The 17799-nt window shown below is 67.8% G+C and carries 17 protein-coding genes; 10 read left to right on the plus strand and 7 right to left on the minus strand.

The features are described from left to right. Positions 1–20: 20 nt before the first annotated feature. Positions 21–629, plus strand: a complete 609-nt coding sequence (locus JRI60_RS47860) for an HD domain-containing protein (RefSeq protein ID WP_204222764.1) — start codon at positions 21–23, stop codon at positions 627–629. A gap of 54 nt (positions 630–683) precedes the next feature. Here the strand turns inward: JRI60_RS47860 and JRI60_RS47865 are convergent, their stop codons facing one another. Then, positions 684–1097, minus strand: a complete 414-nt coding sequence (locus JRI60_RS47865) for a hypothetical protein (protein ID WP_204222765.1) — start codon at positions 1095–1097, stop codon at positions 684–686. Between the two features lie 197 nt (positions 1098–1294). Here JRI60_RS47865 and JRI60_RS47870 point away from each other — a divergent pair, with 197 nt between their 5' ends. Together JRI60_RS47870 and JRI60_RS47875 are read left to right on the plus strand one after the other, a co-directional pair. After that, on the plus strand, positions 1295–2113 hold the full coding sequence (locus JRI60_RS47870) for an SAM-dependent methyltransferase (RefSeq protein ID WP_239470154.1): 819 nt from the start codon (positions 1295–1297) through the stop codon (positions 2111–2113). Between the two features lie 516 nt (positions 2114–2629). Further along, positions 2630–4441: a glycoside hydrolase family 88 protein gene (locus tag JRI60_RS47875; RefSeq protein WP_239470155.1), complete on the plus strand. Its 1812-nt coding sequence runs from the start codon at positions 2630–2632 to the stop codon at positions 4439–4441. A gap of 206 nt (positions 4442–4647) precedes the next feature. Here the strand turns inward: JRI60_RS47875 and JRI60_RS47880 are convergent, their stop codons facing one another. From JRI60_RS47880 to JRI60_RS47895, 4 genes are all read right to left on the minus strand, one after another. Next, positions 4648–5994 carry a hypothetical protein gene (locus JRI60_RS47880; protein ID WP_204222766.1) on the minus strand — a complete coding sequence of 449 codons (1347 nt, stop codon included), beginning with the start codon at positions 5992–5994 and terminating at the stop codon, positions 4648–4650. 149 nt (positions 5995–6143) lie between these two features. Then, a complete protein-coding gene (locus JRI60_RS47885) occupies positions 6144–7430 on the minus strand; it encodes an SGNH/GDSL hydrolase family protein (RefSeq protein WP_239470156.1) in 1287 nt (428 codons plus the stop codon). Between the two features lie 77 nt (positions 7431–7507). Next, positions 7508–8728, minus strand: a complete 1221-nt coding sequence (locus JRI60_RS47890) for a sensor histidine kinase (RefSeq protein ID WP_239470157.1) — start codon at positions 8726–8728, stop codon at positions 7508–7510. Continuing rightward, on the minus strand, positions 8700–9386 hold the full coding sequence (locus JRI60_RS47895; protein WP_204222767.1) for a response regulator transcription factor: 687 nt from the start codon (positions 9384–9386) through the stop codon (positions 8700–8702). The genes JRI60_RS47890 and JRI60_RS47895 overlap by 29 nt, the downstream gene beginning before the upstream one ends. A 111-nt stretch (positions 9387–9497) precedes the next feature. Between JRI60_RS47895 and JRI60_RS47900 the strand changes: the two genes are divergently transcribed. The 6 genes from JRI60_RS47900 to JRI60_RS47925 all read left to right on the plus strand — a co-directional run bounded on the left by JRI60_RS47900 (position 9498) and on the right by JRI60_RS47925 (position 15040). Beyond that, positions 9498–10271 (plus strand): alpha/beta hydrolase, encoded by a 774-nt coding sequence (locus tag JRI60_RS47900; RefSeq protein WP_204222768.1) that lies wholly within the window; start codon positions 9498–9500, stop codon positions 10269–10271. Between the two features lie 66 nt (positions 10272–10337). Continuing rightward, positions 10338–11525, plus strand: a complete 1188-nt coding sequence (locus JRI60_RS47905; RefSeq protein WP_239470158.1) for a serine hydrolase domain-containing protein — start codon at positions 10338–10340, stop codon at positions 11523–11525. 80 nt (positions 11526–11605) lie between these two features. Further along, entirely contained in the window at positions 11606–12637 is a 1032-nt protein-coding gene (locus JRI60_RS47910; protein ID WP_204222769.1) for a methyltransferase, read from the plus strand. A 104-nt stretch (positions 12638–12741) separates the two neighbouring features. Continuing rightward, a complete protein-coding gene (locus tag JRI60_RS47915; protein ID WP_204222770.1) occupies positions 12742–13653 on the plus strand; it encodes a cupin-like domain-containing protein in 912 nt (303 codons plus the stop codon). A 113-nt stretch (positions 13654–13766) separates the two neighbouring features. After that, positions 13767–14357, plus strand: coding sequence for a hypothetical protein (locus JRI60_RS47920; RefSeq protein ID WP_239470159.1), 591 nt, complete (start codon positions 13767–13769; stop codon positions 14355–14357). 14 nt (positions 14358–14371) lie between these two features. Then, positions 14372–15040, plus strand: a complete 669-nt coding sequence (locus tag JRI60_RS47925; protein ID WP_239470160.1) for a TVP38/TMEM64 family protein — start codon at positions 14372–14374, stop codon at positions 15038–15040. Between the two features lie 60 nt (positions 15041–15100). On the opposite strand, the gene JRI60_RS47930 is transcribed toward JRI60_RS47925, so the two are convergent. Continuing rightward, entirely contained in the window at positions 15101–15415 is a 315-nt protein-coding gene (locus JRI60_RS47930) for an ArsR/SmtB family transcription factor (protein WP_204222771.1), read from the minus strand. A gap of 100 nt (positions 15416–15515) precedes the next feature. On the opposite strand from JRI60_RS47930, the gene JRI60_RS47935 reads away from it, so the two are divergent. After that, positions 15516–16613, plus strand: coding sequence for an NADH:flavin oxidoreductase/NADH oxidase (locus tag JRI60_RS47935; RefSeq protein ID WP_204222772.1), 1098 nt, complete (start codon positions 15516–15518; stop codon positions 16611–16613). Here the strand turns inward: JRI60_RS47935 and JRI60_RS47940 are convergent. After that, positions 16610–17731, minus strand: coding sequence for a phosphatase PAP2 family protein (locus tag JRI60_RS47940; protein WP_239470920.1), 1122 nt, complete (start codon positions 17729–17731; stop codon positions 16610–16612). The two genes, JRI60_RS47935 and JRI60_RS47940, sit on opposite strands and share 4 nt — an antisense overlap. Positions 17732–17799: the final 68 nt, after the last annotated feature.

The raw sequence follows: 17799 nt of genomic DNA on the forward strand, positions 1-17799 counted from the left end.
GCCCTCCGAGGTGAAGAACCATGCAGACGAAGGCCGCTCCCCCCATCACACACCTTCAGGGCCGGCGTACCCTCCCGCTCATCGAGGCGTACTTCGAGCTCAACCACCTCAAGCAGCTCTACCGGCAAGGGTGGCTGCGCGTCGGCCTGTCGCGGGAGAAGTGCGAGAGCGTCGCCGAGCACTCCTTCGGCATGGCGCTGCTGTGCCTGTTCCTCGCGGACAGCTACTTCCCCGAGGCGGATGCGTCGAAGGTGGTGCGCATCGCGCTGCTGCACGATCTGGGCGAGGCCTACGTTGGAGACATCACGCCTCACGACCCGGTGAGCCGCGAGGACAAGTACCAGCGCGAGCGGCAGGCCGTGGAGCGCATCCTCGCCAAGCTGCCGCGAGGCGCCGAGTACCTCGCGCTCTGGGAGGAGTACGAGAACGGCACCTCCTTCGAGGCCCGGCTCGTGCGCCAGGTGGACCGGCTGGAGATGGGGCTGCAGGCCACCATCTACGAGCACCAGGGCGCGGGGGACCTCTCGCAGTTCTTCGCCTCGGTGCACAAGGCGCTGGAGACACCCGAGCTGAAGACGGTGCTCGCGGAGTTGGAGAAGCTGCGGCCAGGTACGCCGGGACAGGGCTGAGGCAGCGGCCCAGGCCGGGCTCCAGGAGCGAGCACACTCAACACGGCGGGCTCATCAATGGTAGCGCTGCTGGCAATTCCGCACCTCCGCTGGGGCGAGGACCCACTCACCTTGCCTTGGGTAGTAGACACGCAAGACCGAGCCCGGAACGGACTCGAGAATGCTCTCGCGGCAATCGTAGATCCCATCCCCTTCCCAATCCCAATCCTGGCGGATGTACATGTCATTACCGTAATCGCTCGTACCCGTCAGGTATCGACGAATCCTGAGAGGATTGTCCCTGCCCTTGCTCAGCACGATGATCCGCGTCAGGTGCCATTCGCCGTCATGTGCTTGGATGAGCGCGTAGAACCGTGACACGAGCAGGGGGGTCACGACGAGGATGAGCAGGAAGAGGACTCCCAGGAGCGCGAGAGTCACCCGGGTATACAGGCGCTTGACGGCGGGCGTTGAGAGCGCGCGAGGCATAGGGCCCGGAGTCTGGCAGAAGCCGTGACCCACGCGCCAGCCGGACCAGGGTGTCAGACGACTCCGCGGAGGCGAGTCGCTTGAGCCCACGCGAGTATCTCGCCCAGGGCATCGAGCGCCCGAACCACATCCGCGTTGCCGGGTAAAAAGATCCAAGACGGGGCACGCCCCGCCAGCTCAGGCTCGGGCGCATGCTCATGATGAATCCCGTCGCCACCACCGGGCTCCTCGTCGCCTCGATTCGCTCCGAGGAGTCCCTGCGCCCTGATCGCCTCTTCGAGGACCCCTTCGCCGCGGCCCTCTCCGGGGACGAAGGACGTGCCGCACTCGCTGCTTATCGCGCCGCCGTGGGGCCCTCCATTCCCATCATCGAGGTGCGGACACGCTTCTTCGACGAGGCGATCACCCGCGCTTCGACCGCGGGCGTGCGCCAGTTCGTCATCCTCGCCGCGGGGATGGATGCGCGCGCCTACCGCCTCTCATGGGCGGAGAAGACGCGGGTCTTCGAGGTCGACCAGAGCCAGGTCATGACCCACAAGGAGCGCACGCTCGAAGGCGTGCCTGCGCGTTGCGCGCGGGTCTCGATCGCTTCGAACCTGGCCGACGACTGGCCGCGGGCTCTCGCGGCGAGCGGGCATGACGCTCGCGCCCCGACCTGTTGGCTCGTCGAAGGTCTTCTCCAGTACCTGGAGGCTGGGATGGTCGAGGAGCTCTTCGCGCGCATGGACGCCCTGTCGTCTCCCCGCTCGAGGCTCCTCTACGACGTCGTCGGCCGAACGCTCCTCGCCTCTCCGATGGCCGCCCCGGTGCTTCGGTTCATGAACGAGCTTGGCGCGCCGTGGCGCTACGGCACCGATCAACCGGCGACGCTCGTCGAGGGTCGCGGGTGGCAGGCCGCCCTCACCGACCCCGCGCGGATCGGAGCCGAGTGGGGACGCTGGCCGTTTCCGCCTGGTCCGTCAGGCGCGCCGGGCTTTCCGCTCGGAGCGCTGGTGGAAGCCACCAAGGAAGGCTGACAGTGGCACACGCCGGCCCAGGCGGATGAGCCGCGCGGCGGTGCGGTTGAGTGGCGCGGAGGGCCTCCCTCGGGAATGGGGTGGAGCTCATCCCGAACGCGGGGAATACCCTTCGTCTCGCGGTGCGGATTTGGACTCGCTCGCACGCGCGGCAATCGCGGCGAATGCCAGAGCGATCAGGAGCACGAGCGGGTGACGCTCCATCCACGCCACCGCGGGGCCGGTCGGGTTCGGAAGTCCCGCCGTTCGCTCGAGGAGCCAGCCGGACATGAGATGGTCCGTGCCCGTCGTGATGTGCTCGCTCCCCAGCTCACCCTCCGCTGCCCTGCCGCGCACTCCCCCCGGCCCCGGCAATGGCGTAGAGGATGCACAGCCCACCCTCAGACCCTTCGCACACCCCGAAGCGGCGACCTCCATGTCCCGGTCTCCGCCCATGAGCACTCATGAAAATAAATCACAACCGCGAGGAGCCCACTCCTTCTCCATGCCCCCGTGTGGGCTCACCAGGAGAAGGACATGGACAGGAAACGAATCATCAAGGGGCAGGGTCTGACCGTGCCGGAAATGGCGCCCGCGCCCGTCTCGCTACGGACCGGCCGGGCGTCACGAAGGTCTTTCCCAGTCAACACGCTCTGGAGGAACCGGGGGAAAGCCTTCCTCTTGCTGCTGACGGGGTGTCTCGGCGTGCTCGCGGCGGCTCCGGCCAGGGCCTTCGATGACGCGGCGGCGGACCGGGTCCTCCAGGCCGCTCAGCAGAAGCTGCGCGCCACGGCCTCGGACCCGCAGATACCAACGACCCAGTACCCCAAGGCCACGACCAACGGCCCGTGGAGACTCGTCCCCAACACCGCCAACATCGACTGGGTCCAGGGCTTCTTCCCGGGCCAGCTCTGGCTCATGTACGAGCAGGGCAGAGACCCTTTCTGGCGCACCAAGGCGGACGCCTGGACGCGCAACCTGGAGCTCCAGAAGAGCAACCCCGATATCCGTCAAATCACCCATGACCTGGGCTTCAAGTTCATGTCCAGCTTCGGCCAGGCGTACCGGCTCACGGGGGATGACGCCTACCGGCAGGTGCTGCTGACGGCCGCGGGCTCGCTGGCCCGACGCTTCAACTCCACGGTGGGCGTCATCGATTGCTGCGACTGGAACGACGGGACCTGGCACGTTCCCATGGTCACGGACACGATGATGAACCTGGAGCTGCTCTTCTGGGGGGCCCGGAATGGAGGCAATCCCGCCTGGAACGACATGGCGCTCCGTCATGCCTTGAAGACCGCGTCGGACATGGTCCGCGCCGACGGCGGCACCTTCCACGTGGTGGATTACAGCACCTCGGGCTCCATCCTCTCCCGGGGCACGTTCCAGGGGTTCTCCGCCAGCTCCACCTGGGCCCGTGGGCAGGCCTGGGCCATCTACGGCTTCACCATGGCCTACCGGTACACGCGGGACCCGCGCATGCTCCAGGCCGCGCAGAAGGTCACCGACTACTACCTGGCCCGGCTGCCCGCGGACTTCGTCCCCAACTGGGACTTCAACGCACCCGCGAACCAGCAGCAGAAGGACTCCTCGGCCGCCGCCATCGTCGCCTCGGCGCTCCAGGAGTTGAGCAGGTATGTCAGCGACCCGGCCGTGGCCCAGCGCTACCAGAGCGCGGCCCTGGCGACGCTCGACAGCCTCGCCTCCCCGGCCTACCTGGCCCCGGCCACCGGCGGCGGCCCCGGCATCCTCCTGCACGGCGTGGCCTTCTACAAGACGGCCATCAAACCCACGGGAGAGGACATCGACAAGAGCCTCATCTACTCGGACTACTACTTCGTCGAGGCGGTGAGCCGCTTCAAGTTGTGGAATCAGGGTGGGTGGCTCTCGACGCTCGGCTTCCCCGAGAGCGTGCGCGGCCTGGGCACCGGCAACACCGGGGTGCGGATCGTCGAGTTCGACGTGACGCCGCTCAGCAAGCTCATCGATGGCGTCATCGGCTACGCGGACACCTCGACCAACGTCACCGCCTACTCGAGCCTGGCCATGAGCCTCCGCATGAACCCGAGCGGCTTCTTCGACGTGCGCCGGGGCGGAGCGTACGCCGCGCTCGCGAGCGTGCCCTACCAGGCCAACACCACGTACCACGTGAGAATGCGCACGGACCTGAACGCCAAGACGTACAGCGTCTGGGTGCGACCTCCGGGTGGCGGCGAGGTGCTCGTAGCCGACAGCTTCGCCTTCCGCTCCGACGCGCCCCCCACCGATGACCTCGGCAAGGTGTCTCTCAAGAGCGGCCACTTCGACAACGAGTTCCGGGTCCGCAACCACACCGTGCGGGCCGAGTGAGTGGGGTTGCACCTGCTCCCGCCGGGGCCGGCTCCAGGCACTCCAAGCCTGGAGCCCGCCGCGGACCTGGGGCTCAGGACGCGTCCTGGGCCCGGTGCGCCAGCGACTCCTTCAGGACGTCGTCGGCGATGCCGCCCTTGCTCAGCAGGCTCCCGGTCAGCAGCGAGCACTGTAGCCAGAGACATGCGAGCGCAAGCTGGGCTGGCTCAGGAGTCGTAGCCGTGGTGCCCGTCGAGCACGATGACCTTGCGGCTGGCCGGGTAGTAGAGGACGCCCCATTCCTTGAAATCGTGGCAGTTGTGGCAGGCCACCTCTCCCCCGGAGAACCAGGCCTGGACGTCGCCGCCGCCGGCGTAGGCATCGATTTGCGAGAGCAGCGCGGCGCCTTTGCCGCCGGAGAAGAAGTAGCTCTGCGCCAGGCCCGCGCGGTTCGTGACGGTGCCGTCAGTGAAGGACGGCAGGGACTGATCCGCCCCGAGGTGCTCCACGATGGCCTGCAGCGTCACCGGCTGGGCCGGGCACTCGGGCGTGGTGTAGGCGGCGATGGAGGAGATTTCATACCAGGACAAGGGGGTGGACCCCACGTTCCACGCCGCGCGCGCGGGCTCCAGGGACGAGGCGTCGGCGGCGGTGAGCGAGAACGGCAGGGGCGACACCTCGCAGGCGCTCGCGTACGTGCAGCGCAGGACCTGGCGGTAGGTGCCGCACTGGCCGAAGTCCGTCGTGCCCGCGGGCTGTGAGTGGTAGCAGTTGTAGACGGCGGGGTCGCAGCCCGGGCTGGGCCAGACGTCGTAGGCGTCGCCATCGGTGACCGCGAGCTCCGTCACGCGCGCGACGAGGCGCGCCGTCTTCTGCATGGCCACGCCGTCATCGGCGCCCGCGCTGAAGGTGAGCGGGACGGTGTGCGGGTCGATGGCCTGGTGCAGCGTCGGGTACGACCAGTCGAGGCGGTAGCTGGGCCGGCCGTAGACCTGAGGGATGCCGTCGGGCGCCGTGACGGAGAGCCAGTCCACGTACCCGGACACCGAGGCGCGGCCGCGATAGAGGAGGTTGGTGTTGCCCTGGACGACGTAGATGGGGTTCACCGCCTCGTCGATCCAGATGCCGCTGTCACCGCGGAAGTCAAAGAACCGCGGGGCAATCACGATGCGCGCGGTGTACGAGCTCGGCGTGCCCGTGAAGGTGTCGACGCGGACGAAGAGCGGCAGGCCGGAGAGCACGGTGTTGAGCTCGTGGCCCTCGTGGAGGACGATCTCGAACCGGCGCTCGCTGATGATGCTCGCGTCCCCGAAGGCGTCGTCGGGGACGAAGCTCAGGACGTTCGAGAGGTAGCGGTTCGCGGTGGCGCGGATGATGAGGGCGCGGACGCCATCACGCTCCTCGAAGGTGCCGAGCGTCTCGAAGCTGAGCTCGTTGTCGCCCACCGAAGCGTAGAGGCGGGCGGCCGTCGCCGCGGCGGTGCTGACACCGGTCTCCTCCGCGGTCTCGGGAGTGGCATTGGTACAGGCCGCGAGCGCGGCGAGGCTGGCGAGGGCGAGGGTGCGTAGTTGCATGGGGGTCTCCAGGTGAGCCCCCCGAGTACCACACGCCGGTGACACGCCGCAGGCGGGGACTGTGTCAGTCCCGTGACATGCGTATAGGACGGATAGGGGCCGTGTTGGCACGCCGGTAGGCGCGAGGTGGCGTGACCAGCTGGGGCCACTCAGGGGTCGTGCAGCAGGCGGATATCCACCGCATTCGCCATGGCCTCGGCGCCCTTGTCACTCGGGTGCAGGCGGTCGCCGCTATCATAGGCTGGCAGCAGGGCCAGGGGGTCGACTGGATCGCGCAAGGCCTGCTCAAAATCAATCACCCCGTCGACTGTCTTGTTGGCGCGTACCCAGGAATTGTAGGCCTGACGCTTGGCTTCGCCAGCCTCCGAATAGTAGGGCACACCGCCTGCATTCGCCCCTTTCCAGGGCAGCAGCGTGCCCAGCAGCACCTTGATCCCCCTGGCCTTGGCCTTGTCGATCAGCGACTGCGTGCCCGCGGTCATCTGCTCGACCGACACCTCCTGCTCCGGCACGAATGCCGACAGGCCGATGTCATTGATGCCCAGCAGGAAGATCACATGGGTGACCCCGGTCTGGCTCAGCACGTCCCGCTCGAAGCGGTTGACGCCACTGGGGCCTATCACGTCCGTGAGTATCCGGCCGCCTGAAATGCCCGCATTCAATACGCTGACGGTGCCCGCACTCCCATCCGCTCGCAGGCGGCGCGACAGGTAGTCGGGCCACCGGCGGGAGGTGTCCGGGGTGGTGCCCACCCCATCCGTGATGGAATCGCCGAAGGCCACCACCACGTTGGCCTTGGCGCTGCTCCGCACATCAACACCCGAGATGAAATAGTACGAGCCGCGTGTTTCAGCACCCGAGAGGGTTTCGGTGGACAGGGCATTGCCGGTGACCACGTAGTGGGTCCGCAGGGCAATCGCGTGCACAGTGGACACGGCGGTTTCAGTCGCGAGGAACAGGCTCACCGCCAGGTCTTCCTCGGCCCCCACTTCGAGCTCCACGGCATCGCTCCACAGCTCGCCGCCAGCCGGAATCGTAGCGGAAGCGTTCCCATTGAAACGCAGCTCCTTGTCAGAAGCCGGTTTGACACTGGAGCCGCCCGCGCTGAGCGCAATGCGTGCCCCAGCGATCTCGAGCGGGCTCGTACCGAACAGGTTGGAGAAGCGCACGCGTACCTGATCGCCACCAACCGAGGTTCGCAGAACCTGCCGGATCGTCTGGTTGTTGAAGAAGCTGGGAGGTGGAGCGACGGGGAACGGCTCGTTGTAGTCCTGCGGTGAAGCGCTCCAGCTTCCGTACCAGTGGGTGACCTTGTCATCATTGTCGCATGCGGTGAGCACGCTTGCCGCCAAGGTTGCCGCGAGAGCGCCTCTCAGGAGATTGCGGCGCGTGATGGCGAACCAGGTTGGACGTGGATCCACCAAGGCATGTTTCATGGTCGTCTCCCAGGGGTTGTCGTGAGGGCAGGATGTTTAGCGCGCCACTCGAGAAAACGCCTCAACGGCCGTCGGCGTCATGCCGGGGCTCTCGACGCGGCGGGGGCGGATGTCCAGGTCAGCCGCACCCGCGTGCCACGGGGCTCCAGGGTGGCGATGGAGATTCCCCACGAGAACCGCCGGGCCAGCCGCTCCACCAGCGACAGCCCGATGCCGAAGCCCTCCCTGCCGGGCTCGACACGGCCGAAGCCGACGCCGGTGTCCGAGAGGGTCCACGCCGTGGGCTCGATGTCGATGACGATGCGCCCCTCGCTCGTGTAGGCCAGGGCGTTCTTGAGGAGGTTTCCCAGCATCACCAGGGCCACCGGAGCGGGAATGGGGGCAAGGACCTTCCCGGAGGACTGGATGGTGACTTCCACGGCGGCGTCCTGCCGCAGGTGCGCGTACCGCGCGACCAGTTGATGCGAGATGTGGAGCAGGTCGCAGCGCTCCTCCGCGCCGCCCTCCCGTGCCAACCAGAGGATGCCCTCCGTCAGCAGGCCCATCTGGTCCACCGCCTGGCGCAGCCGGCCGAAGGTCTCTGCGTCTCGCGGCGGGTCGAGCTCCAGGATTTCCACCGCCCCCAGAGCCACGGCCAGAGGCGTGCGCAGCTCGTGGCTGGCGTCGCGGTTGAACCGCCGCTCACGCTCCAGGAGTTCCTGGATGCGCGCGTCCCGGGCGCGCAGCGCGTCGAGCAGCGCGCGCACCTCCGCCACGCCTCCATCGTCGTCGGGAAGCGCCGCGCCTTCAAGCCGCAGCCGCGCCACCAGCTGCTCCAGCGGCCGGCCCAGGCGGCGGGCCACGAGGAGGCCGAGCAGCGCGGCGGCCAGCAGCGCCAGCAGCGCGCTGGTGAGCATCAGGCCGGAGGTCCGCCGCAGCTGGGCGGTGGTGCTCGTCAGCGCGGTCACGTCGAGCACGACGTACCGGGAGCCCCCGTCCGCCGCGCCGGGGCGGACCGCGACGTGGAAGTGTCCATGGCCGTCGGTGGCCACCTCGTATTCGCCGCGGGGAAGCGTCTCCGCCAGCCGCGCCCCCAACCAGGGCGGCAACGAGGCATGGCCCACATGCGCGGTGAGGCCGGGGAGGGGCCCCGGCGCGGGCCGGTCCGCCTCGGCGGCGACGAGCCGGTTGAAGAGGGTGTCCTCGAGGTCGTAGCTGAAGAGCGTGAAGAACGCCCCCATCAGTGCCAGCGCGAACGCCGCGGACACCGTCATGGCGCGCAGCAGGATGTCACGGACCGGTCTGGCACCTGCTCGCATCCAGGCTGTACCCCTCGTTGCGTCGCGTGGTGATGGCATGGTCGAGTCCCAGTGTGGCGAGCGCCTTGCGCAGGGCGTAGATGTGGGTCCGCAGCGCGCTCGACTCCGGTGCGTCCTCCCCCCAGAGCCGCAGCGCCAGTGTCTCCGCCGAGAGCGCGGCGGGCGCGGCCTCCATCAGGAGCCGGAGGAGGAGGACCTCGGTGCGGTGAAGCCGGACGGTGCGCTCGCCGCAGCGCACCTGGCCGCTCTCCGGCGCCAGCGTGAGGCCGCCCACCTGGAGCCGCCGTCCGCTCGGAGGCACGGGCCGGCGCGCGAGGGCTTCCAGCCGCCAGCGCAGCTCCCGCAGTGAGAAGGGCTTGACGAGGTAGTCATCCGCGCCCGCCTGGAAGCCCTCCTGCTTGTCCTCCAGCGTGTCCCGGGCGGTCAGCATGAGGATGGGGACGAGCCGTGGCGCGAGCTGCCGGATGCGCTCGCACACCTCGATGCCGCTCATGCCAGGCAGCATCAGGTCCAGCACGATGACGTCGTAGGTGTGGGCCAGCGCGAGCGCGAGCCCCTGCGGGCCGGTGGACGCGAAGTCGAGGACGAAGTCCGGCTCCAGGAACCTCGCGATGTTGGCCTGGAGGTCACGATGGTCCTCGACGACGAGCACGCGCATGGCGGGAAGGATAACCGCGGCCGCGTCAGCTGAACGTCAACCGGGAATTGACGCGTGGCTGACCCGCGCGCCGGCAGTGTCGGTGCCCCTTCTTCCGCAAGGAGTATCACGATGATGCGCTCGCTGTTGCTGGGACTCTGGCTGCTGTCCACCTCCGCGGCCCACGCCGCCCGCCCCGCCATGCCCATGGAGGTCCAGGCAGGGGATGGGGAACGGATTCCCGTGCAGGTGCTGGAGCCGGAAGGGGACGCGGCGAATCCGCCCGTGGCCGTCCTGCTGCACGGCCTCACCCGGAGCAAGGAGGACTGGCTGGCGGATGCGCCTCCCACCCATGGCGGGGCCTTGACGGAGCACCTGCTGAAGTCCGGCTACCGGGTCTACATCCTGGACGCGAGGCGGCATGGGGAACGGGCGACACCCGAGGCGCGTCCCGGCCAGCTCGCGAAGCGCGCGCATGCGGGCGATACCGCGCCGTACCAGGCGATGATCGTGGACACCGTGCGGGATGCGCAGGCGCTCCTCGCGAAGGTGCTCGCCGGGAGCAAGCCGCCGCGGGTGCTCGTCGCCGGCTACAGCATGGGCGCCCAGGTGGGGCTGCTGCTGGCCTCACGCGAGCCGCGCGTCACGCACCTGGTGACCATGGTGCCACCGCACGTGGACCCCGTGCTGGGAGACGCCGCGCCCGTGAATCGGATGGGCGGCATCCACCAATCCTGGCTGCTGTTGACGGCGGCGCGCGACACGTTCTCCACGGCGGAGAACAACCAGGCGCTGTTCGACGCCGCACCCAGCAAGCACAAGGCCCGCAAGGCCTTCGACAGCGGGCACGCGCTGCCACGCGAGTACGTCGACGAGGTCCGCCGCTGGCTGGCCGAGGCGCGGTAGCGCTCCTGCTCGGCTGGCCGCACGAGAACAGTGCCCCCATCCCTCTCATGCGCTATGCCCATGGCCATGGCACGCTGGAACACCCTCGCCCTGCTCTGCGCCCTCGCGGGCTGCGCTCCGACCGTCCGTATGCCGCCGTCCGCGCCGCCGACCCCGTCATCATCCCCGACACCGGACATCGAGGCGGCCGATGCCCGCGTGCGGGCCGCCGTCGCCTCGGGCGAGCTCGAGGGGCTGGCGCTGGCCTTCATCGAGGACGGCCAGGTGAAGACGGTCCGCAGCTACGGCCAGCGCAACGCCGCCGGCCAGCCGCTGCAGACCGAGACCGTGATGTACGGCGCCTCGCTGACCAAGGCGGTCTTCGCCTACACCGTGATGCAGCTCGTGGACGAGGGCCGCATCGACCTGGACACCTCCATCGCGCGATACCTGGACCGCCCGCTGCCGGACCATCCACGCGACCCGCGCTCCGGCCCCTGGCCCGACCTGCGGGATGATCCGCGCTGGAAGGACCTGACGCCGCGCATCCTGCTGACCCACCGGTCCGGCTTCGCCAACTTCGCCTTCCTGGAGCCGGACGGCAAGCTGCGCTTCCACTTCGATCCGGGCAGCCGCTACGCCTATTCCGGCGAGGGCCTCATCCTGCTGCAGTTCGTGCTGGAGAAGGGCCTCGGCCTGGACCTTGGCAGCGAGATGCAGCGACGCGTGTTCGACCGCTTCGACATGCGCAACACCAGCATGATGTGGCGGCCGGATTTCGCGGCCAATCTCGCCGACGGCATCACCGAGGACCGCCAGTGGCTGCCGCACGACGAGCGCAGCAAGGTGCGCGCCGCCGGCTCGATGGACACCACCATCGAGGACTTCGCCCGCTTCGCCGCCGGCTTCATGCGCGGGGAGGGCCTGTCGGCGCGCAGCCGCGCGGAGATGGTTCGCGCCCAATGGCCCATCACCACCGCGACCCAGTTCCCCACCCTCCAGCCGGAACTGGCGCCGGCACAACGGCGCCCGGACCTCGCCGCCGGCCTGGGCGTGATCGTCTTCGACGGCCCGCAGGGCCGCGGCTTCTTCAAGGGCGGCCATGACGACGCCACCGGCAACACCTGGGTCTGCGTCGAGCGCCGCCGCGCCTGCGTCGTGCTGCTGGCCAACGATGTGAAGGCCGAGGCACTGTTTCCAGGGCTGGTGAGGCAGTTGCTCGGCGAGACCGGCGTGCCGTGGTCCTGGGAGTATGGTGAGATGTCGATGCGCTGAGCCGATACGACGTCACAGCCTGCCACCGCTCGCGGTGTTATCTCCAGTCACCCGGATGACCACCGGAGACGGAGCAGGGTATGCAAAAGCTGGAACAGCAAGAGACATCACCGCAGGGCGCGATGCTGCAGATGATCACAGCCTTCTGGTTGCCCCAGGCCATCCACACGGCGGCGAAATGGCGCGTCCCTGATTTCTTGAAGGACGGGCCCAAGACGGCGGCCGAGCTGGCCCGTGACACGCAGACGCATGAGGACGCCCTTCGCCGGTTGCTGCGGACGCTCTCGAGTGTTGGCGTCTTCGCTGAAACGGAGGACGGACGCTTCGAGCTGACGCCGCTGTCCCAGACGCTGCGCTCGGATGTGCCAGACTCGCTACGGGGCTACCTGATGCTGGTGGACTCCGAGTGGTTCTGGCGGGGTTGGGCGCAGCTCCCTCATGCCGTCAAGACGGGTCAGCCCGGGTTCGAGCAAGCCCACGGACAGCCCTTCTTCGAGTACCTGTCCAGGCACGCGGAACACGGGGCGGTCTTCAACACGGCGATGACGTCGTTCTCCGCGATGAGCGGCACCGAGGTCGTACCGGAGCGGTATGACTTCTCGAAGGTGAAGACAGTCGTCGACGTCGCGGGTGGTCAGGGCTCATTCCTCGTTCACGTGTTGAACGCACACCCGCATCTGCGCGGCGTGCTGTTCGAGCTGCCGCCCGTCATCGAGGAGGCCAGGGCGACGCTCGAGAAGAGTGGCGTGGCCGACCGCTGCACGTGGCTCGGCGGCAGCTTCTTCGAGTCGGTGCCCACAGGTCATGACCTGTACATGATGAAGATGATCATCCACGACTGGGCGGACGATCAGGCCGTGCGCATCCTGAAGAGCTGTCGCCAGGCGATGCGGGACGACTCCAAGCTGCTGCTGATCGAACAGCTCCTTCCGGAGCGGAGGTTGTCGGGTCTGCAGATGTTCATCGACCTGACGATGATGACGATGTTCGGCAGCAAGGAGCGCACCGCGAAGGAGTTCCAGGCCTTGTTCGCACAGGCCGGGCTCGAGCTGACGCGAACCATCGAGCTGGTCAATGGCTTCGCGATCATCGAGGCGCGGCCGAGCGTCTGACCCTCTTCCAGGTCTTCGCCGCGGCGAGCGCCTCGTCGAAATCCAGGCTGGCGGCCGCGGAGGTGCGCTGGTCAAGGAACCCGGGGAAATCGTAATCTCCGGGTGTGAGCTCCCCCAGCGCCTCCGCCCCCCGCTTCCAGACCCTCTCGCGCCAGGACTTCGAGAGGGACTTCCTCGCGCGAACCCCCGTCGTCCTCACCGAGGCCCTGACGCACTGGGCCGCCTTCCGCTCCTGGACCTGGGACTCGCTGCGGGAGCGCTGTGGCCAGCGCGAGGTCGAGGTCGAGGTCTACCCGGACGGTAACCGCGCCGCGATGTGGGCCTTCACTCCGATGACGCTCGGACAGTACCTGGAGCGGATGAACGGCGAGGAGCACCGCAAGTACTACCTCGCCGAGTCCCCCGTGCGGACGGTCTTCCCCGAGCTGCTCGGGGACCTGGGCGAGCTCGGGCTGGTGGCGCCCGAGCGCATCATCAAGCAGGTGGCCTTCGTGGGGCGGGACTCCTTCTCCACGCTGCACTACCACCCCCGCAACGAGGCGGTGGCCGTGCAGGTGCTGGGCACCAAGAGGTTGCTCCTCTACCCACCGTCTCAGACGGAGCGCATCTACCCGCATCCCTGGTACTCGCCCCGGTTCAACTTCAGCACCCTCCCATTGGATGGGGCGTCCCGGGAGGAGCTGTACCCGAGGTACCCGAAGTTCAAGGAGGCCACCCCCCTCGAAGTCGTCCTGCGTCCGGGGGAGCTGCTCTACATCCCGGTCGGCTGGTGGCACTCGGCGGAAGGGGAAGGGCGAAACCTGACGATCACCTCGTTCTGGAGCTCGGAGCCGCGGCACTGGCTCGCCGCACCCACCGGGTGGCGGGATGCCTGCAACTACCCCATCTTCCAGACGCTGCGCTGGATGGACCGGAGCGCCCGGCGGCTGGGTCTCCAGGAGTCCGCCTGGCGCCTCGCCGAGAAGCTGGGGTTGATCGACGACGCCTCGAAGATGTCGACCTACGCGTCCTGGTGAGCTCGCTTCCAGGGCCTCCCGGGTCCCAGCCTGGCTCGTGATTCAGGCTCACGGAGAGTCCTGAGACAGTGATACAACGCGAGAAGCCGTCCATGCCCCAGACAGGAGGCCCGATGAGGCTGCTGTGCATCGACATGAGAACGGCCCTGGCTGCTGTTGTCCTCATGGGGGGGCCGGTGTGGGCGGCGGAGCCCATCGACGTCAGCGATAAGACCCAGGAGACGGCTCCGCGCAACTACGGAAACGTGCGCATCGGTGCCTCCACCTCGAGCCGGCGCCCCTCCCTGTGCTTGGAGCTCTCTCCCCTGGAGATGCTCTCCTTCGAGGGGTGCGGGACGGGCTCGGGCTTCCTGCATCACGACCCGGAGCCGGAGATTGCCCACTTCCGCTCGTGGCTGAAGCTCACGTCCTGGAAGACGGCCATCGGTTGGCTGCAGCCGCGTCTAGGCCTCGGCTTCGCGGAGCTGCAGGTGGGTGAAGACGGCAGCGGCTTCCAATTCTCCGGGGTGGGCGCCACGGGCGTGGAGACGGCCGGACCCGAGGTGGGAGCCTCGCTGCGCTTGCTCTTCCCCACCGCGAGCGGTGTCGAATTCGTGAGCGAAATCGGGGTGAGCGGGGCGTATTTCCACTACGCACCGCGGCTCACCGTGCCGCAGTTCCGCTTCCAGCCAAGCGCGAGCCTCTCGCTGGGTGTTGGTTTCTGAAGGGGAGAACGGTGGTGCACGAGGACACGACTCGCGCTTCCCACGGAACTCCCCGGAGCGCGGTCAAGGGGTGGGTGATGTTCTGCGGCCTGTTGCTGGCCGCCATCCTGGTGCCCTTCGCCTTGCTGGGTGACGGACTGGAAGCGGCCACCCGCGGGCTGCTGGGAAGTCCCTGGCCCGCGTGGCAGTGGTCGCTCCTGCTGGGAGGACTGCTCGCGAGCGATATCCTGCTCCCGGTGCCCTCCAGCCTCGTCAGCACCGCCGCGGGTGCCGGGCTGGGCTTCTGGTGGGGCCTGCTCACCTCATGGGCCGGGACGATGGTGGGCTGCGGACTGGGCTATCTGCTCGGGGCACGGGCCGGCACGGCGATGCTGCGGCGGTTGGCGGGCGAGACCGAGCTGGCGCGCGTGGCGCGGGCCTCCGAGCGCTATGGCCACTGGTACCTGCTGCTCTTTCGTGGGGTCCCCGTGCTGGCGGAGGCGTCGGTGGTCTTCGCGGGAGTGAGCCGGATGCCGTTGCGCCGCTTCCTCGCACTCGCGGCCCTCTCCAACCTGGGCGTCTGCGCCAGCTATGCGGCGGTGGGGGCCGCGGCGATGAAAGCAGCAGCGTTCCTGTTGCTCTTCGCGGGGATGGTGCTGCTTCCCGCCCTCGCGCTATGGCTCGCGCGCGGGCTGAAGGTTTGACTCGATGAGCACGGCTCCTGGCTCATGGCGTCCCCCTCCGCGAGGGACCAGCCGTGCAGCTCACGCCCCGGTCTTCGAGGGCGCTCGCAGGAGCGCATCCAGGAGACCGGGGAATCGCCGGTCCAGCTCCGCCCGGCGCAGGGCGTTCATGTGTACGACGCCTTCGGTGCGCGTCCACACCAGGCCGGCTTCGCGGAGCACCTTGAAGTGATGCGACATGGTGGACTTCGGCCGACCGCCATCCAAGGCGCCACAGCTGGCCTCCCCCTCTGCCGCGAGCTGGCGCACGATCCCGAGCCGCACGGGGTCGCTCAGGGCGTGAAGGAGCTGCTCAACCGTGACCTCCTCGATGGCCGGGTGCTTGTAGGCTTTCACCGTGCGCTTTTCGCACGATTCGCGACCGGACGCATAGTTCGATGGATTTCGAACCAATGCGGTGTTAGGGAAGACTCCTCATCTAGGGATGGAGTCGCCAATGCCAGCGTTGTTCGAGCCGTTCACCCTCAAAGGCGTCACCCTGCGTAATCGCATCGCGGTCTCGCCCATGTGCCAGTACTCCGCGGAGGACGGGCTCGTCACCCAGTGGCACGGGCCGCACTACACCTCGCTCGCCCGCGGCGGCGCGGGGCTCGTGGTGGTGGAGGCCACCAGCGTCTCGCCCGAGGGGCGCATCACCCCGGCCGATCTCGGCATCTGGACCGACGCGCACGCCGAGGCGCTGCGCCCCATCGTCCGGTCGATCAAGGCCGCCGGCGCCGTCCCCGGCATCCAGATCGCCCACGCCGGCCGCAAGGCCAGCGCCAACCGCCCCTGGGAAGGCGATGACCACATGGCGCCTGGCGACCCGCGGGGCTGGGAAACCATCGCCCCCTCGCCCATCGCCTTCGGCGGCAACCTGCCCCAGGCTCCCCGTGAGATGACGCGCGAGGACATCGCGCGGGTGCGCGCCGACTTCGTCCGGGCCGCCGAGCGGGCCCGGGACGCCGGGTTCGAGTGGCTGATGCTCCACTTCGCCCACGGCTACCTGGCCCAGAGCTTCTTCTCCATTCATTCCAACCAGCGCACGGACGAGTACGGCGGCAGCGCCGAAAACCGTGGCCGATTCCTGGTGGAGACACTGGCCGCCGTGCGCGAGGTCTGGCCAGAGGACCGTCCGCTCTCGGCCCGCTTCGGAGTGCTCGAGTTCGACGGCCGGGACGAAGAGACGCTGGCGGAGTCCATCGACCTGGTCTCGAGGTTCAAGGCCGCCGGCCTGGACTTCATCGACGTGAGCATGGGCTTCTCCACGCCCGCGGCGAAGATCCCCTGGGCCCCGAGCTTCATGGCCGACATCGCCCGGCGCGTGCGCGCCGAGACCGGCCTGCCCAACGCCACCAGCTGGTACATCAGCGACCCGGAGGCCGCGAACGCATTGGTGGCGGAGGGAAAGATCGACCTCGTGATGCTCGGCCGACCCCTGCTCGCCGATCCGCACTGGCCCTATGCCGCGGCGAAGAAGCTTGGGGTGGATAAGCCCTCCTGGGCGCTGCCAGCGCCCTACGCCCACTGGCTGGAGCGCTATCGCGCCGGCTAGTGCGCTTGCATGGCCTCTCCACCGGCCTGGCGCACAGCCCGGGTGGGTTCCGTTCGCGTCCCTCCTCCGCCCCTCTTCACCAGCTCTCCACCCTCCACAGGGCCCCCATCCGTCTTGTGCTCGACCGGCTTGCCCTCGTAGATGGCCTTGAGCCTCGCCGGAACGAGCCGGGCCGACACGACATGAATCAACCCGTCCGCCAGCTTGACGGCTCCGAAACCGAAAGCCATACCGGCCAGCACATCCACGACCCAGTGAATCTGTAGATACAACGTGGAGAAGATGATGGAGACGCAGTAGGCGACCATCGTCGTCTTGAAGACCCCATCCTTCTCCCGTCGGGCCAGCAGCAGCATCGCGAACGCGATGGACGTATGCATGCTCGGGAAGCAGTTCATCACGTTGACGAGCAGCGCGTTTTCATCCGTGAACTGGCGCTGAAGCAGATCCGGCTGATTGTTCACATACCAGACCTCGCGCAGGAGAATCAGATTGTAGAAAGGCAATATCAGAGGGAACTGCAGCAGGTGACCGGACAGCGCGTAGGACAGCATCTTCTTGACGCTCTTCGTCCAGAAGCTCCGCACGATGCAGATCCACAGGGACACCACGAAGCTGTAGCTGTAGACCCACACCATGAACTCATCCAGAGCCTTGCTGCTGAGCGTCCTGGCCCAGGCGCCGGTATTCAGCGGAATCGCCTGCATGAGCTCATCCCAATGCAAGGGATGTTTGTTGTTCTGGAACATCCAGTTCGCCAACTCCCACCACAAGGCGTTTCCGGCTCCGTAGAAGTAGTAGAACACGCCCAGGAGCGGAATCCCGAAGGCGAAGAACCGCGTCCAGTCGATGTCGCTCTGGTCCTTGCGCACTCCCACCAGACAGACGGCCAGCAGGATCCAACACCCCTTGCTCCAGCCCCCAATCGCGCCGATTCGCCATATGAGAAATACGGAAAAGACCATGCCGTACATGGTCCAATCCTGCGATCCGACCCATTTTTCCAATTTCATCCTGAGCAAGGCAGCCCCCCACACCTCCATCCCTAAATGCCCCAACACTTCCACCGAGGCCACCCCCCCATCCCCCATACGGCAAATACTTAAAACGAATTCCATCAAGATGATGCCAATTTTGAATCAGCCAACAGACCTACCTCCCCGCCGGCCATTCCCATCCGAGGCAT

The organism is Archangium violaceum, assembly GCF_016887565.1.
GTDB classification, from domain to species: domain Bacteria; phylum Myxococcota; class Myxococcia; order Myxococcales; family Myxococcaceae; genus Archangium; species Archangium violaceum_B.

Coding starts and splice junctions, on each gene's coding strand:
- JRI60_RS47860 (WP_204222764.1), top strand. CDS start 21: ATGCAGACGAAGGCCGCTCCCCCCATCACACACCTTCAGGGCCGGCGT.
- JRI60_RS47865 (WP_204222765.1), bottom strand. CDS start 1,097: ATGCCTCGCGCGCTCTCAACGCCCGCCGTCAAGCGCCTGTATACCCGG.
- JRI60_RS47870 (WP_239470154.1), top strand. CDS start 1,295: ATGATGAATCCCGTCGCCACCACCGGGCTCCTCGTCGCCTCGATTCGC.
- JRI60_RS47875 (WP_239470155.1), top strand. CDS start 2,630: ATGGACAGGAAACGAATCATCAAGGGGCAGGGTCTGACCGTGCCGGAA.
- JRI60_RS47880 (WP_204222766.1), bottom strand. CDS start 5,994: ATGCAACTACGCACCCTCGCCCTCGCCAGCCTCGCCGCGCTCGCGGCC.
- JRI60_RS47885 (WP_239470156.1), bottom strand. CDS start 7,430: ATGAAACATGCCTTGGTGGATCCACGTCCAACCTGGTTCGCCATCACG.
- JRI60_RS47890 (WP_239470157.1), bottom strand. CDS start 8,728: ATGCGAGCAGGTGCCAGACCGGTCCGTGACATCCTGCTGCGCGCCATG.
- JRI60_RS47895 (WP_204222767.1), bottom strand. CDS start 9,386: ATGCGCGTGCTCGTCGTCGAGGACCATCGTGACCTCCAGGCCAACATC.
- JRI60_RS47900 (WP_204222768.1), top strand. CDS start 9,498: ATGATGCGCTCGCTGTTGCTGGGACTCTGGCTGCTGTCCACCTCCGCG.
- JRI60_RS47905 (WP_239470158.1), top strand. CDS start 10,338: ATGGCACGCTGGAACACCCTCGCCCTGCTCTGCGCCCTCGCGGGCTGC.
- JRI60_RS47910 (WP_204222769.1), top strand. CDS start 11,606: ATGCAAAAGCTGGAACAGCAAGAGACATCACCGCAGGGCGCGATGCTG.
- JRI60_RS47920 (WP_239470159.1), top strand. CDS start 13,767: ATGAGGCTGCTGTGCATCGACATGAGAACGGCCCTGGCTGCTGTTGTC.
- JRI60_RS47935 (WP_204222772.1), top strand. CDS start 15,516: ATGCCAGCGTTGTTCGAGCCGTTCACCCTCAAAGGCGTCACCCTGCGT.
- JRI60_RS47940 (WP_239470920.1), bottom strand. CDS start 17,731: ATGGAATTCGTTTTAAGTATTTGCCGTATGGGGGATGGGGGGGTGGCC.